This is a genomic window from Qipengyuania sp. RANM35, from assembly GCF_041021145.2.
In the GTDB taxonomy this organism is placed as follows: domain Bacteria; phylum Pseudomonadota; class Alphaproteobacteria; order Sphingomonadales; family Sphingomonadaceae; genus Qipengyuania; species Qipengyuania soli.
This window is the reverse complement of sequence record NZ_CM196433.1, coordinates 1,740,958-1,754,955: the sequence shown is the minus strand read 5'-3', so window position 1 is coordinate 1,754,955 and position 13,998 is coordinate 1,740,958. Positions and strand designations below refer to the sequence as shown.

Here is a 13,998-nt window from a genome sequence, read left to right as displayed (position 1 = left end):
CTGCCGGAGATTCGGATCAATGACCTATTGTGTTGGAATGGTGCTCGACAAGGGCCTCGTCCTGATGAGCGACACGCGCACCAATTCGGGCGTCGACAACATTTCAGTGTTCCGCAAGATGTTCACCTGGACCGTTCCGGGCGAGCGGATCATTACCGTGATGACCGCCGGAAACCTCGCTTCGACCCAGGCGGTGATCAGCCTGCTGGAAGAACGCAGCAAGGAGCCCGGGGAGCGCGACAACGTCATTCTCGGCAGTCCGACCATGTTCCAGGTCGCGACCGAGATCGGGCGGCTCCTGCGCAGGGTCATCGGCGACCGGCAGGATGCCAACGGCGCGCGCGGACAGGGCAAGTTCACCGCTTCCATCATCGTCGCCGGCCAGATCGCTGGCATGGAGCCGCGCCTGTTCATGGTCTACCCCGAGGGCAACTTCATCGAGGCCAGCCACGACACGCCGTTTTTCCAGATTGGCGAAACCAAATACGGGCGCCCGATCATCATACGTGGCTACGACCGGCAGATGAGCCTCGAAGATGGGGTGAAGCTGCTGATGGTGAGTTTCGATTCGACGCTCAAGGCGAACCTTTCGGTCGGACTGCCGCTGGACCTGCAGGTGATCGAGCGCGACAGCTACGAACCATCACACCAGCATCGCGTGAATCATGACGATCCCTATTTCCAGGCCATCTCTTCAAGCTGGGGCGATGCACTCAAGAACGCCTTCCATTCCCTGCCGGATTACAGTTTCTATCGCGGGGACGATAAATAGGTCCAAATTGGATGACTTGAAAACCGGCGCGAATGCCCAAGTCTACGGGCAGTAGAACGACGTATACATCCGAATAGGTAGTGATCCGGATTTCGCAAATTTGCGTATTGCGTCATGCCTATGTCCATGGAAACACGACAAAACCTTCATATCGTCGGTGGATCAAGTCGTTCCCGGGCCGAACAGGCCTATCTCGGTTTCGACCTTGGTTACCATTGCGAAGTCTACGCCGACACTTCGGAGCTTCTCTCCTACAATCCGGTTCGCGGAGTCGTGCTTGCCTACGACGATCCGGATCGTGGGGGCGTTGCGCGTGTGCTGCGGGCACTGGCGGTCGATGGAAAATGGCTGCCGGTGGTCGGAACCTCGTTCGAACCCCGGCCTGGCCGGGTGGTTGAGGCCATAAAGGCAGGTGCACTCGACTATCTCAGCCTGCCCTTGCGTGAAGAACGACTGGGCGATGCCATTGCCCGCATCGGCTGCGAGGCCGACGCTTATGCCGAGGCGCGGCGGAAGATGGTCGAGGCGCGCAACCGCATTGCCGCCCTCTCCCCGCGCGAACGCGAAGTCCTCGACTGGCTGGCCGAAGGGTGCAGCAACAAGATGATTGCGCGCGAGCTTTCGATCAGCCCGCGCACGGTGGAAATCCACCGCGCCAACATGATGACGAAATTGGGGGCCGAACATCCCAGCCAGGCTGTCCGCCTGCGGATGGAAGCCCATCTGGAAGGCGGCGCCAGGATCGTCGCGGGATAGGGCGGCAACAGCCCTTCGGTTCGCTCAACGGCAGTAAGAGCTGCCACCGAATTCGAGGTGCAGGTGATCGTGGTGCGCCGCGTTGTAATCGGGGCCGAGCACGGTGCCGAAGCGCTTGCAGGCGCTCTGGTGGACGGTACGCAGGAATTCGCGTTCCTTTGGCGAGGCCGACCAGCCGTCCTTGACTGAAATGCGCCGACCGTCGGCCAGCACGAAAGCCGAGACATCGACAGCCTCTGCACGCGCGTGGGCCGACAGGCGCCCGGTGCCGGCAACATTGCGGCAGGAATAGCTGCCCATGGTCTCAAGGCGCCTGAGGGGGCTGCCCATGATCTGGCGAGCGGCGCGATCGACCCCGAAGCGCGCCCAGCTTGCCAGCGTATTGGCGGCGGGGCATGCGAGAGGGCCGAGGTTGGTGACCACGAACTGGCCATTGTCCCCGCCGATTCCATCGAGCTTTACGGCGTTCAGCGCGGAACAGCCGGCTCCGTAATACTTGTCCGGCAGCGGCGCGAAGCTGGATCCGGTCCTGCCCAGTTCGGACTGGCACTGGACCGTCTCGGGTCGCATCTGGGAGATCGTCGGCATGCCAGCTTCGGTGCTGACGCGCTTTGGAGCCCTGCTGTCAGGAACAGCGCCGCATCCCGCCACCGCGAGGAGGAGAGGAGAGAGCAGGGCGGGATGCAGTCGCATGGGGAGACTATCGCCAAACATGGTTAACAAGACGCTAACACGCGTCTCGCGCCCATGGTGTCAGGGAGCCTCGACCTGCTCCCACAATTCGATCTTCACGCCATCGGGGTCGAGCAGCCAGGCGAACTTGCCGTACCCCTCGTCGACACTGTCGAGCACGTCGACACCCTTTTCCCTGAGTTGTGCCACGAACACGTCGAGATCATCGACGCGCAGGTTGATCATGAAGCCACCCTTGCCGGGCTTGATATACTCGTCGTCCTTGAAGTGGCTGATCAGCGAGTAAGGCTGGTCCTTGGTCTCTTCCGACCAGTTGAGTTGCGGGCCGTAGTCGCCATCCACCCCCAGCGTGTCACGATACCATGCCCGCGTCGCCTCAGGGTCCTTCACGACGTAGAATACGCCGCCCAGTCCGGTAATCTTGGCCATGTCTCAGCTCCCTTGTGCTACGGCCTCCGCCTGCGTTGCCTTGCTTACCACGACGATTGCCAACCATGCAGCGATGAAGCCCGGCACGATTTCATAAAGGCCGCCATCGAAGCCGGGCATTGCGGCATTCCAGCCGAGCGCGATCCAAGCCCCCACCACTACTGCGCCGGTTATCAGGCCCGCGACGGCACCCGATCCGGTCATGCGGTCCCAGGTCAGCGACAGGACGATCAACGGGCCGAATGCTGCGCCGAATCCGGCCCAGGCGTTCGATACGAGCCCGAGAACCTCGCTGTCGGGGTTGCGCGCAATGAGGATCGCAACCAGCGCAACCAGCGCAACGCAGATCCGCCCGACGTTGACGCTCTCGCGCTCGCCCGCATCCTTGCGGAAGAACAGCTTGTAGAAATCCTCCGTCAGCGAGCTCGAGGCGACGAGCAGCTGCGAGCTGATCGTCGACATGATGGCCGCGAGAAGGGCGGCCAGCAGGAAACCGGTCACCAACGGGTGGAACAGTAGATTGGCGAGCACGATGAAAATCGTCTCCGGGTCGTCGACCACCAGGCCGTTGCGGTCGACATAGGCCCGTCCGGCCAGTCCGATGCCGATCGCTCCGATAAGCGCGACCCCCATCCATGCCATGCCGATATTGCGCGCTGTCGGCATGTCTTCGACGCTGCGCACCGCCATGAAGCGCACGATGATGTGTGGCTGGCCGAAATAGCCAAGGCCCCATGTCACAGCGCTGATGAAACCTAGGACAGTCAGTCCCTGCGTCAGGCTGAGGAAGCCGGGGACCTCTACCTGCTGAAGCGATCCGCCCGCGCTGCCTCCGGGTCCGAACATGATGACCAGCGGCATGATTACGAGCGCGGCGACCATGATCAGGCCCTGCACGAAATCGGTCAGGCTGACCGCTAGAAAACCGCCAACCATGGTGTAGGCGAGCACGACCAGCGCCGTTACCCAGATGCCGAGCATGTAGTCGCTCATGCCTGTGTTGCCGAACAATCCTGCGAAGCTGGTCTCGAACAGCTTGCCCCCTCCGACGAGGCCGGCGGCAGTATAGACCGAGAAAAAGACCACCACGATGAGCGCCGATACAAGCCGCAAGGCGACCGCCTTGTCCGGGAACCTGTTGGCGAGGAATTCGGGAATGGTCAGCGCATTGCCAAGTTCCTCGGTCTGCTGGCGCAGGCGCGGGGCGAGCACTATCCAGTTGACCAGCGCGCCGAAGAACAGGCCGATGCCGATCCAGGCTTCGACAAGGCCGCTGACATAGAGCGCACCGGGCAGGCCCAGCAGAAGCCATCCGCTCATGTCCGACGCCCCGGCCGAAAGCGCCGCGACTGCAGGGGAAAGACCCCGTCCGGCAAGGAGATACCCCTCACTCGTATCGGTCGAACGTTTCCACGCCCACAGCCCGATCGCGAGCATGAGGATGAAATAGAGTGCGAGGCTTATGATTGTTCCTGTCTGCATGCGCGCACGGCTAACAGGGCGGCGGGCCATTGGCCACAGCCAGCACCGAATTGACCGCAAGCCTTGCTGCTTGGCGCAGGGCCGGCAGAAGGGTAGCAAGGCTCCAACCACCATCGAGAGGAGCCGATGCCATGACCCAGCCCGCCCGTTTCACCGGCAAGACCGTGATCGTCACAGGATCCTCCATGGGAATAGGCGAGGCAATTGCGCGGCGCTTCCACGCAGAAGGCGCGAATGTCGTCCTCAATTCGCGGAAAGCGGAGGATTGCGAGAAAGTCGCAGCATCGCTTGGCGGCGAGCGGGTGCTTGTCGTGGCGGGCGACGTGTCCTCCTCCGCCTTTGCCAAGGAGATGGTCGAGAAGACTGTCGCGGCCTTCGGCGGCATCGATGTGCTGGTGAACAATGCCGGGGTGGGGCGCGCAGGACGGCTGTCGGACGCGTCGGACGAGTTCATCGACACCATCATCGACATCAATCTGAAGGGCATCCTCTACCTGACACGCGAGGCGTTCCCGCACCTGCTCGCCGCGAAGGGTAACATCATCAACATCTCGAGCGTTTCAGGCCTCGGGGGTGACTGGGGCCTGGGTGTCTACAACGCGTCGAAGGGCGGGGTGTGCAACCTCACCCGGGCGATGGCGCTGGAGTTCGGCAGCCAGGGCGTGCGTGCCAATGCCATCTGCCCGTCGATGACCCGTTCGGACATGACCACCGGCGTGACCGAGAACGAGGGCGCAATGAAGATGCTGCGCAACCGAATGCCGCTTGGACGCGCCGCCGAGCCGGACGAGATCGCCGGTCCGGTCCTGTTCCTCGCCAGCGATGATGCGGTGTTCGTGAACGGCGTGAACCTGCCGGTCGACGGCGGTATCACCGCATCGAACGGCCAGCCGAACTTCTTCGGCTGATTTCCGATACTTCCGTAAACCTGCTATGATTCCAGTACTGGATGTCGTGACAGGGAGGCATCAGTCCTGTGGAAGACCTGAACCATTTCGTTCACTCAGTGCTCGGTTTCGGCGCGGCCGCAGCGGCGCTGGTCGCATTGGCCACGAGTAAGGGCAGTACGTGGCATCGCCGCGCCGGTTGGGTGTTCGTCGGGGGAATGGCGGTAGCTGCAATCACTGCCTGGCTGTTCATGATCGCCCGCCCGCTTCCCTTGGCCATGGTGTCTGCCACGGTCACAATCTACGCCCTGAGCATGGCGCTGTTCGCCATAAACCCGCAATTGCGAGCGGCGCGTCGCTGGGAATGGCTGATGTTTACCGTGCTTGTGGCGGTGATGCTGGGAATGCTCGCGGTCTCGGCCAACCTGTATCGCGCCGGGTCCGGTCTTTTCATGGCGCCGCTTGCCATGTTCGCGATCTTCGCGATTTTCGTTTCGCTGGACTGGCGATACCTTAGGGCAGAAACGACAAGCCGCATCCAGCGGCTGCGTCGCCATGCGCTGTTCATGGCTTTGGCCGTGTCTCAGATGATCATGGCGCCCACGATCATCGTCGCACCTGATGTGGGCCTTCCCGTTCCGGTAATCGTGTTCGGGTCGCTGCTTTTTGTGCCGCTGATATTCTTCTGCTTTGCCCCCGCAGCGAGGCGTGCGGCGGCGCGAGATCACGCCACCGGCACTGCCTAGGCCTTAAGCCTGCGATGCGCGCTTGGCGCGCTTGCGCTCGTGCGGATCGAGGATCGCCTTGCGCAGGCGGATCGACTGCGGAGTGACCTCGACCATCTCGTCATCGTCGATGTAGGCGATGGCCTGTTCCAGCGTCATGACCTTGGGCGGAGTCAGGCGGATGGCGTCGTCCTTGCCAGTCGAACGGAAGTTCGTCAGCTGCTTCGACTTCATCGGGTTGACCTCGAGATCGTCGGGCTTGGCATTTTCGCCGATGATCATGCCTTCGTAGATCTTCGCGCCGCCGCCGATGAACAGGATGCCGCGTTCCTCCAGCGCGTTGAGCGCGTAGGGAACGGCCTCGCCCGGGACCATCGAGATCAGGACGCCGTTCTGGCGGCCTTCGATCGGACCCTTGTGCGCGTCATACTTCTCGAACAGGCGGTTCATGATGCCCGTACCGCGCGTGTCCGACAGGAACTCGCCGTGATAGCCGATCAGACCGCGCGACGGGGCGGAGAAGGTGATGCGGGTCTTGCCCTGGCCCGAGGGGCGCATCTCGGTCAGCTCGGCCTTGCGGCGCTGCATCTTCTCGACGACCGTGCCCGAGTGTTCGTCATCGACGTCGATGACAACGGTTTCGAACGGCTCCATGCGCTGGCCGTTCTCTTCGCGGAAGAGCACGCGCGGACGGCTGATGCCGAGTTCGAAGCCTTCGCGGCGCATCGTTTCGATGAGCACGCCGAGCTGGAGTTCGCCGCGCCCTGCGACTTCGAAGCTGTCCTTGTCCTCGCTCTCGGTGATGCGAATGGCGACATTGGTTTCGGCTTCGCGGAACAGGCGGTCGCGGATCATGCGACTGGTCACCTTGCTGCCTTCGCGCCCGGCAAGCGGGCTGTCGTTGACGGCGAAGCGCATGGCCAGCGTCGGCGGGTCGATTGGCTGCGCCTGGATCGGTTCGGTAACGCTGGGATCGGCGATGGTGTTCGCAACGGTCGCCTTTTCCAGGCCGGCGATAGCAATGATGTCACCCGCCTCGGCACGTTCGACCGGGACGCGTTCCAGCCCATCGAAGCTCAGCAGCTTGGTTGCGCGGCCGACTTCAATGACATTGCCTTCGGCATCGAGAGCGCGGATCGGGTCATTGATGTTGACCGTACCCGACTGGACCCGGCCGGTCAGCACGCGGCCCATGAAGTTGTCGCGGTCGAGCAGCGTCGCGAGGAAGCTGAACGGGCCGTTGGGGTCGAGACCCGGCGCAGGCACATGGTCGACGATCAGCTGGAACAGCGGGTTGAGGTCGCCGCTGCGCGCGGTCTCGTCGTCGCTGGCGTAGCCGTCACGGCCCGAAGCCCACAGGCTCGGGAAATCGAGCTGCTCGTCATTGGCGTCGAGGCTGGCGAAAAGGTCGAAGCATTCGTCGAGCACTTCCTGCGGGCGTGCGTCGGAACGGTCGATCTTGTTGACGACGACGATCGGACGCAGGCCCAGGGCGAGCGCCTTGCCGGTAACGAACTTGGTCTGCGGCATCGGGCCTTCGGCGGAATCGACCAGCAGGATGACGCCATCGACCATGCTCAGGATACGCTCCACCTCGGCGCCGAAGTCGGCGTGGCCCGGGGTATCGACGATGTTGATGCGCGTGCCGTTCCACTCGACGCTGGTGCACTTGGCGAGAATAGTGATCCCGCGTTCCTTTTCCAGGTCGTTCGAATCCATCGCGCGTTCCTCGACGCGCTGGTTTTCGCGGAAGGTTCCCGACTGACGAAAAAGTTGGTCGACGAGAGTGGTCTTGCCGTGGTCGACGTGAGCGATGATCGCCACGTTGCGCAGGTCGCGGGACATGGATTCTAGCTTTCTTTAAGGGTGCCGTAGCGGCAACGCGCGAGGGCGGGCTGCGTTTCGGGCGCGCCCCTAGCCTAGATGCTGCATTGCGGCAAGGTGCTGCTGTGTAACGCGAAAGGCACAGTCGGCGAATGCGTGTAGGGGAACCACGCTAACCCCTTGAGAGTGGCAGGATCTCTCAATATCTCGCGCTCGCTCGCGTGATTTTGGGGACTGCGCAGCAGACCGACTACACGTCTTGTGAGAAGAGGAACCTCCATGAAATTTACTGCCTTCGGCCGCACTGCGACCGTTCGTACCGTTATGCTTGCCGGCGCTGCGGCGCTGGTCCTTCCCTCCACCGTTGCGGCACAGGATGCCGACGACGACCAGGCTTCCGTTGCAGACACCGCCGAAGAACAGGCGGAAGCCCCCGACAGCAACGTCATCATCGTCACCGCGACCAAGCGCGAACAGACGCTGCAGGAAATCCCTGTCGCCGTCAGCGTGACCACTGCCGAAACCATCGAGCGCGCCCAGATCCGCGACCTCAAGGACCTGCAGACCCAGGTTCCCTCGCTCAAGGTTTCGCAGCTCCAGAGCTCGGCCAACACCAACTTCCTCATCCGCGGCTTCGGCAACGGCGCCAACAACGCCGGCATCGAGCCTTCGGTCGGCGTGTTCGTCGACGGCGTCTATCGCAGCCGCACCGCCTCGCAGATCACCGACCTTCCCGACGTCCAGCGCGTCGAGGTCCTGCGCGGGCCGCAGTCGACCCTGTTCGGCAAGAACGCCAGCGCCGGCGTTATCTCGATCGTCACCAAGGAACCGCAGTTCGAATTCGGCGGCTCTGCCGAACTTAGCTACGGAAACTACAATGCGATCGTCGCAAAGGGTCTCGTCACCGGCCCGATCACCGACGGCATCGCCTTCAGCCTCGCCGGCGGCATCAACAAGCGCGACGGTTACCTCGACGACCTCGGCACCGGCAACGAGAGCAATGGCCGCGACCGCTGGTTCACCCGTGGCCAGCTGCTGTTCGACAACGGCGGCCCGCTGAAGTTCCGCCTGATCGGCGACTTCGACAAGATCGACGAAACCTGCTGCGGTGTCGTCAACCTGCGCCGTTCGGCGGCCAGCAACGCGATCCTTGCCATCGGCGGCCAGATCCCGAACCCGGCCGATCCCTTCGCCGACGTGATCTACAACAACTTCGATTCCTCGAACGACATCGAGAACTGGGGTGTTTCGGGTCAGGCAGACTACGAGATCGGCGACTTCACGCTGACCTCGATCACTGCCTATCGTGAATCGCGCGCCATCACCAACCAGGACTCGGACTTCACCAGCGCCGACCTGATCGGTCGCAACTTCGCCGACGTCGGTCTCGAAACCTTCACCCAGGAACTGCGCCTCGCCGGTGAAATCGGCGATCGCATCAGCTTCCTGCTCGGCGGTTTCTACTTCAACGAAAGCATCGACCAGTCGAACGAGCTGTTCTTCGGCCAGGACTTCCGTGAATACGCGAACCTCCTGATCGCCGGTCCGGTCACCAGCCCGCCGAACGATTTCGCTGTCGACCAGCTCGAAGGCACGATCTCGGCTCTCACCGGCCAGAACTACCTCAACCAGTTCTTCATGCCGGGCCAGGGCCTCACTGAAGCCTACACGCTGAAGAACGAGGCAATCTCGGTTTTCGGCCAGGTCGATTTGGAAGTCGCCGACGGCCTCGTGCTGACGCTCGGCGGAAACTACACCGACGACAGCAAGCGCGTTTCGACCAATGTCGTTTCGTCCGACGTCTTCTCGAGCCTGAACCTCACCGGCATCGGTCGCACCGCGATCTTCGCCCAGGGCCTTGCCACCCAGGTTGGCAGCATCCTCAACCTCGGCCGTCCGGCGACGCAGGCGGAAATCGGTGGCTTCGCCGTTGCTCAGCCGGCGATCTACCAGCAGGTTGCTACCGCGGTTGGCAGCTTTGCCGATGCCAACGCCAGCAATCCGGCGGTCAACCCGCTGCTGGCCCTGCGTCCGTTGCAGTTCCTGCCGCCCTTCCTCAACATTCCCAACAGCGTGGAAGAGGGCAAGACCAGCGACAACGACTTCACCTGGACCGCACGCCTCGCTTATGACGTTTCGCCGTACCTGAACGTCTATGTGTCTTATGCGACCGGCTTCAAGGCGAGCTCGTTCAACCTGTCGCGTGACAGCCGTCCGCTGGCGTCGGATCTCGCGGCGATCCAGACTGCGGGTCTTGCCACGACCAACCTCACCACCGGTTCGCGCTTTGCGGGTCCGGAAAAGACCGAGGTCGCGGAACTGGGCCTGAAGGGCAACTGGGACATCTTCTCGGCCAACCTCACCTTCTTCAACCAGAAGATTAAAGGCTTCCAGTCGAACATCTTCACCGGCACGGGCTTTGCCCTTGCCAATGCGGGTGAGCAGGAGACCTTTGGTATCGAGTTCGACAGCGTTTCGCGCCTGTCGGATTCGTTCAGCGTGATGGCCGCCTTCACCTTCCTGCAGCCGAAGTACAACAGCTTCCCGAACAGCTCGATCGGCGACCTCTCGGGTCGCGACGTGGCCGGAATCTCGGAGTTCACGATGGCTCTGGGCGCCCAGTACAACAAGGAGATCAACTCCGCTGGCGACCGCATCATTCTGAACACCAACTTCTACCACGAAGCTCCGGTGCAGATCGCGGACGGCCTGCCGGGCTTCATCTCGGGTGGCCAGGATGCGGCTTTCGCCGCAGCCCGTCCGTTCCGCCGCCAGGTGGACGAACTGTCGGCCAGTGCGACCTATGCCTTCGGCATGGGCCTGGAGCTGACCGTGTGGGGCCGCAACCTGCTCGACGATCGTTATATCACCACGATCTTCGACTCGGTCGCGCAGTCGGGTTCGATCTCGGGCTACGCGAACCAGCCGCGCACCTATGGTGCATCGGTAAAGTACAAGTTCTAATACTTCCGGATCATCCGCAAAAACCGGGAAAGGGGGCCTTCGGGTCCCCTTTTCTTTTGCATGTCATGGACTTGCAGCTTCCGTCCCGGGTTGAAACGGTCCCGACGTGGTAGCCCGCGAGGCGGGATGAGATGTTATCAGGAGGTTGCGACCCGTCGGGCTGGTCTTCGCTCTACTGGTCGATATCCTGAACCCCGCGCCATCCTGGTTGCGGGGTTCATTTTTTCTAGAGCGCGCGCAGTGCCTGGGCGGGCTTGGCCCTGAGCAGGGGCAGCGACGCCCCGAGCGCGAAAACCAGCACAACCGCCAGCCCGAGACCGAGCACTGCAATGACTTGGGACCAGTCGGGCAGCCAGTCGAACTCGAACAATCGGGTGACGACCAGCCATGCTGCGAAGCTGCCGACGGCGAGAGCAACGATCGCGAGAGCCGCGGCGAGGATGCCGTACTCGATCAATTGCATGGCGAGGATCTGCCGCCGATCTGCGCCGAGGACCCGCATAACGACAGTGTCATAGGTTCGCGCAGCACGTGCGGCAGCTATCGCGCCCAGGAGCACGGCAAGCCCCGCGAACACGGCGACGCTGGCAGCAGCAAGCGTGGCCAACCCGACCTGGTCGAGGATCGTTCTTGCCTGACCCAGGACGCCGCCCACCTCGATCACCGAGGCCGACGGGAAACTGCGCACCAGTGACTGAAGCAGCGGGCCCGTGGGCGTGCCTTTCGACAGCTCGATCGTGGCGGCAAGATTGTGCGGCACGTCCTGCATCGCATTGGGGCTGAGCACGAAGACGTAATTGAAGCCCATGCTCTCCCAGTCGATCCGACGGAAACTGGTGATGCGCGCCTGTTTTTCGACGCCCAGGACGCCGAACGTCAGCATGTCGCCGATTTCGAGCCCGGCAGCCTCTGCGAAATCCTCGTCGATCGATACCTGCGGCTCACCCGCGTAGAATGGCCCCCACCACTTGCCCTTGGTGATGGTGTTCCCGGGCGGGACTCCGTCGGCATAGGTCAGGCCGCGCTCACCGCGCAGGGCCCAGGCACCTTCGGGCAGCTCCTCGAGGTCTGCTGTACGGGTCATGCGGTCTTCGGGTCCGAAGGCGAGCACCGACCCGCGCAGGGCCGGAACCGTTCGCCAGTTGGCCTTGGAGTCGGCCTGCTGGACCAGCCGTTCGAACTCGGTCACCTGCTCGCGAGGGATGTCGAGAACGAAGTAGTCGGGAGCCTTTTCGGGGACCCGCTTTGCGATATTGCCGTCGATTGCCGACTGGACCGCAGCGAGCAGGACGAAGGCGGAGAGGCCGAAACCGAGCGCGGTAACCAGGGCTCCGGTGGAGCTTCCGGGCCGGTGCAAATTGGCAAGGGCATTGCGCAGAATGGGATTGCGCGCGCGGGGAAACGAGGCCGCCAGCTTGCGAATGGCAAGGCCCAGCAGCGCCAGCAGGCCGAGGAGGACCGCAGCTCCGGCAAGAAAACCGCCCGAGAGCATGGGCTGCTCCGCGGTCAGCAAGGCGAGGGCAACGATGGCCGCGAGCCCGCCGCCCACTATCGCGAGCGCCGCCTTGTCCCCTGCCAGCGGCGACACGCGCGCACGCATCAGCGCCATGGCCGGGAAGCGACGTGCCCTCATTAGCGGTGGTGCCGCGAACACGAGCGCTACCAGCAGCCCGTAGGCAAGGGCGAGCAGGAGCGGTCCGGGTGCGAAGATGAAGCCGGTCGATACGGGCAGGAGACCCCGCAATGCACCCGCAAGCAGCGGCACGATGGCAATCCCTACGAGGATGCCTGCGATGCTACCGACAAGGGCAGCGGCGAACACCTGGAGCGCGTAAATCTTGCCGATGTCGCGACTGGTAGCGCCGAGTATCTTGAGCGTGGCGATCCCCTGCCGCCTGCCATCGAGGTAGGAACTGACGCCACCACCGATGCCGATCCCCGCGATCACCAGAGCGGCAAGGCCGACGAGGGTCAGGAATTCGCCCATCCGGTCGACGAAACGGTCGGTACCAGGTGCAGCCCTGTCGGCGGTGTCGATTTCGAAACCCGCGGTCGGGAAGCGCTTCTTCAAATCTTCGGCGACATCCTCGGGGGCCTGTGACCCTGCAAACCGGACGCGGGTCTTCGACTGGTACATCGAACCAGGCGCGATGAGGCCGGCGCGCATGGGCAGGTCCTCTGCGACGATGATCGTCGGCCCGAGCTGGAAGCCTTCGCCGAGACGGTCCGGCTCGTCCTTGATGATACCGCCGACCTTGATCGGCGCGGTGCCGATCGTGATCGTATCGCCGATCCCGGTTCCGAGCCGGTCGGCCGCGCCCTGCGACAGCCACGCCTCGTCGGCAGGGGGCGGGCCGACTGCTCGCCCGTCCGCCAGCACCAGCTTTCCGTACAAGGGATAGGCTTGGTCCACGGCCTTGAGCTCGATCGGCACGGCCTGTTCGCCTGCGCGGGCCATGGCCTGCATCCGAGTGCCGGAAGAAACTGTCCCAAATTGGGACAATGCGGCGCGCTCTTCGTCGGCAAGGCCGCGTTGCCATAGTTCGACCTGGAGGTCTCCGCCGAGGAACTGGCGACCGTTCGCCTCAAGCTCCTGCTCTATTGCCGCTGTCAGCGTGCCGATGGCCGCCAGTGCGCCGGTGCCGAGGAACAGGCAAACGAGCAGCAGGCGCAGGCCGCGGAAGCGCGCGTTGAGATCGCGCCGGGCGATGCGCCAGGCGGTTCCCCAGGTCATGCGGCAGTATCGCTGGCGATGCGTCCGTCGGCGAGCGTCAGCACGCGCTCGCAATGCTCGGCAAGCTCGGGATCGTGCGTGATGACCAGCAGGGTCGCTCCGGTTTCCGCACGGCGGGCAAACAGCAGTTCGACGATCTCGTGGCCGGTTGCTGCGTCGAGGTTTCCGGTCGGCTCGTCGGCGAAGATCAGCGCTGGGCGCGGCGCAATCGCGCGGGCGATGGCGACGCGCTGTTGTTCGCCGCCAGACAATTGTTGCGGATAGTGGTCGAGCCGGTGCCCCAGGCCGACTGCCTCGAGTTCGGCCTTGGCCCGCTCGCGCGCGTCGGTTTCGCCGGAGAGCTCCATCGGCGTCGCGACGTTTTCCAGCGCGGTCATGGTGGGAAGAAGATGGAAGGCCTGCAGCACGATGCCGATGCGGCCGCGCCGGGCGTGGGCGAGGGCATCTTCGTCGAGTGCAGCAAAGTCCTGCCCCGCGACCTGCAGGCTGCCCCCGCTGGCGCGTTCAAGGCCTGACAGCACCGCCATCAGCGAACTCTTGCCCGAGCCCGAGGGTCCCAGCAGGGCAACGGTCGAGCCGGTTTGGATGTCGAGGTCGATCCCGCGCAGGATCTCGACGGGCGCGGCGTCGGTACCGAGGGTGAGGGTGAGGTTGCGGGCGGAAATCGCGGCTTGTGGATTGGTCACGGCGCTGCGATGGCATAGGGCCATAGGTTGCACAAGGATACTCGCC

Annotated in this window: 11 protein-coding genes; 5 read left to right on the top strand and 6 right to left on the bottom strand. The window is 63.4% G+C overall.

Annotation, left to right across the window (positions count from 1 at the left end; genetic code table 11):
• The first annotated feature begins 19 nt into the window (after positions 1-19).
• Together RAM60_RS08825 and RAM60_RS08820 are read left to right on the top strand one after the other, a co-directional pair.
• Complete coding sequence (locus tag RAM60_RS08825) at positions 20-772, top strand: proteasome-type protease (protein WP_369027078.1); 753 nt, start codon at positions 20-22, stop codon at positions 770-772.
• A gap of 126 nt (positions 773-898) precedes the next feature.
• Positions 899-1,528, top strand: coding sequence for a response regulator transcription factor (locus tag RAM60_RS08820; RefSeq protein ID WP_369027079.1), 630 nt, complete (start codon positions 899-901; stop codon positions 1,526-1,528).
• 24 nt (positions 1,529-1,552) lie between these two features.
• On the opposite strand, the gene RAM60_RS08815 is transcribed toward RAM60_RS08820, so the two are convergent.
• From RAM60_RS08815 to putP, 3 genes are all read right to left on the bottom strand, one after another.
• Positions 1,553-2,116, bottom strand: coding sequence for an extensin family protein (locus RAM60_RS08815; RefSeq protein ID WP_369027080.1), 564 nt, complete (start codon positions 2,114-2,116; stop codon positions 1,553-1,555).
• Between the two features lie 165 nt (positions 2,117-2,281).
• Positions 2,282-2,650, bottom strand: a complete 369-nt coding sequence (locus tag RAM60_RS08810) for a VOC family protein (protein WP_200981010.1) — start codon at positions 2,648-2,650, stop codon at positions 2,282-2,284.
• 3 nt (positions 2,651-2,653) lie between these two features.
• Positions 2,654-4,132: a sodium/proline symporter PutP gene (gene putP, locus RAM60_RS08805; protein ID WP_369027081.1), complete on the bottom strand. Its 1,479-nt coding sequence runs from the start codon at positions 4,130-4,132 to the stop codon at positions 2,654-2,656.
• Between the two features lie 131 nt (positions 4,133-4,263).
• Between putP and budC the strand changes: the two genes are divergently transcribed.
• Positions 4,264-5,040, top strand: a complete 777-nt coding sequence (gene budC, locus RAM60_RS08800; RefSeq protein ID WP_369027082.1) for a meso-2,3-butanediol dehydrogenase — start codon at positions 4,264-4,266, stop codon at positions 5,038-5,040.
• Positions 5,041-5,108: 68 nt separating this feature from the next.
• Entirely contained in the window at positions 5,109-5,765 is a 657-nt protein-coding gene (locus RAM60_RS08795; RefSeq protein ID WP_369027083.1) for a hypothetical protein, read from the top strand.
• 3 nt (positions 5,766-5,768) lie between these two features.
• Here RAM60_RS08795 and typA read toward each other — a convergent pair whose 3' ends face one another.
• The gene (gene typA / locus RAM60_RS08790; RefSeq protein ID WP_369027084.1) at positions 5,769-7,589 is read right to left on the bottom strand and encodes a translational GTPase TypA; all 1,821 of its coding nucleotides are present in this window, start codon (positions 7,587-7,589) and stop codon (positions 5,769-5,771) included.
• Between the two features lie 258 nt (positions 7,590-7,847).
• Here typA and RAM60_RS08785 point away from each other — a divergent pair, with 258 nt between their 5' ends.
• Positions 7,848-10,532 carry a TonB-dependent receptor gene (locus RAM60_RS08785; RefSeq protein WP_369027085.1) on the top strand — a complete coding sequence of 895 codons (2,685 nt, stop codon included), beginning with the start codon at positions 7,848-7,850 and terminating at the stop codon, positions 10,530-10,532.
• Between the two features lie 226 nt (positions 10,533-10,758).
• Here the strand turns inward: RAM60_RS08785 and RAM60_RS08780 are convergent, their stop codons facing one another.
• Positions 10,759-13,266 (bottom strand): ABC transporter permease, encoded by a 2,508-nt coding sequence (locus tag RAM60_RS08780; protein WP_369027086.1) that lies wholly within the window; start codon positions 13,264-13,266, stop codon positions 10,759-10,761.
• Positions 13,263-13,976, bottom strand: coding sequence for an ABC transporter ATP-binding protein (locus tag RAM60_RS08775; RefSeq protein ID WP_369027087.1), 714 nt, complete (start codon positions 13,974-13,976; stop codon positions 13,263-13,265). Before RAM60_RS08775 ends, RAM60_RS08780 begins: the two co-directional genes overlap by 4 nt.
• Positions 13,977-13,998: the final 22 nt, after the last annotated feature.

What these genes read in the sequence shown, in the direction of transcription:
- RAM60_RS08825 (WP_369027078.1), top strand. Translation starts at nt 20, where the DNA reads ATGACCTATTGTGTTGGAATGGTGCTCGACAAGGGCCTCGTCCTGATG.
- RAM60_RS08820 (WP_369027079.1), top strand. Translation starts at nt 899, where the DNA reads ATGGAAACACGACAAAACCTTCATATCGTCGGTGGATCAAGTCGTTCC.
- RAM60_RS08815 (WP_369027080.1), bottom strand. Translation starts at nt 2,116, where the DNA reads ATGCCGACGATCTCCCAGATGCGACCCGAGACGGTCCAGTGCCAGTCC.
- RAM60_RS08810 (WP_200981010.1), bottom strand. Translation starts at nt 2,650, where the DNA reads ATGGCCAAGATTACCGGACTGGGCGGCGTATTCTACGTCGTGAAGGAC.
- putP (WP_369027081.1), bottom strand. Translation starts at nt 4,132, where the DNA reads ATGCAGACAGGAACAATCATAAGCCTCGCACTCTATTTCATCCTCATG.
- budC (WP_369027082.1), top strand. Translation starts at nt 4,264, where the DNA reads ATGACCCAGCCCGCCCGTTTCACCGGCAAGACCGTGATCGTCACAGGA.
- typA (WP_369027084.1), bottom strand. Translation starts at nt 7,589, where the DNA reads ATGTCCCGCGACCTGCGCAACGTGGCGATCATCGCTCACGTCGACCAC.
- RAM60_RS08785 (WP_369027085.1), top strand. Translation starts at nt 7,848, where the DNA reads ATGAAATTTACTGCCTTCGGCCGCACTGCGACCGTTCGTACCGTTATG.
- RAM60_RS08780 (WP_369027086.1), bottom strand. Translation starts at nt 13,266, where the DNA reads ATGACCTGGGGAACCGCCTGGCGCATCGCCCGGCGCGATCTCAACGCG.
- RAM60_RS08775 (WP_369027087.1), bottom strand. Translation starts at nt 13,976, where the DNA reads ATGGCCCTATGCCATCGCAGCGCCGTGACCAATCCACAAGCCGCGATT.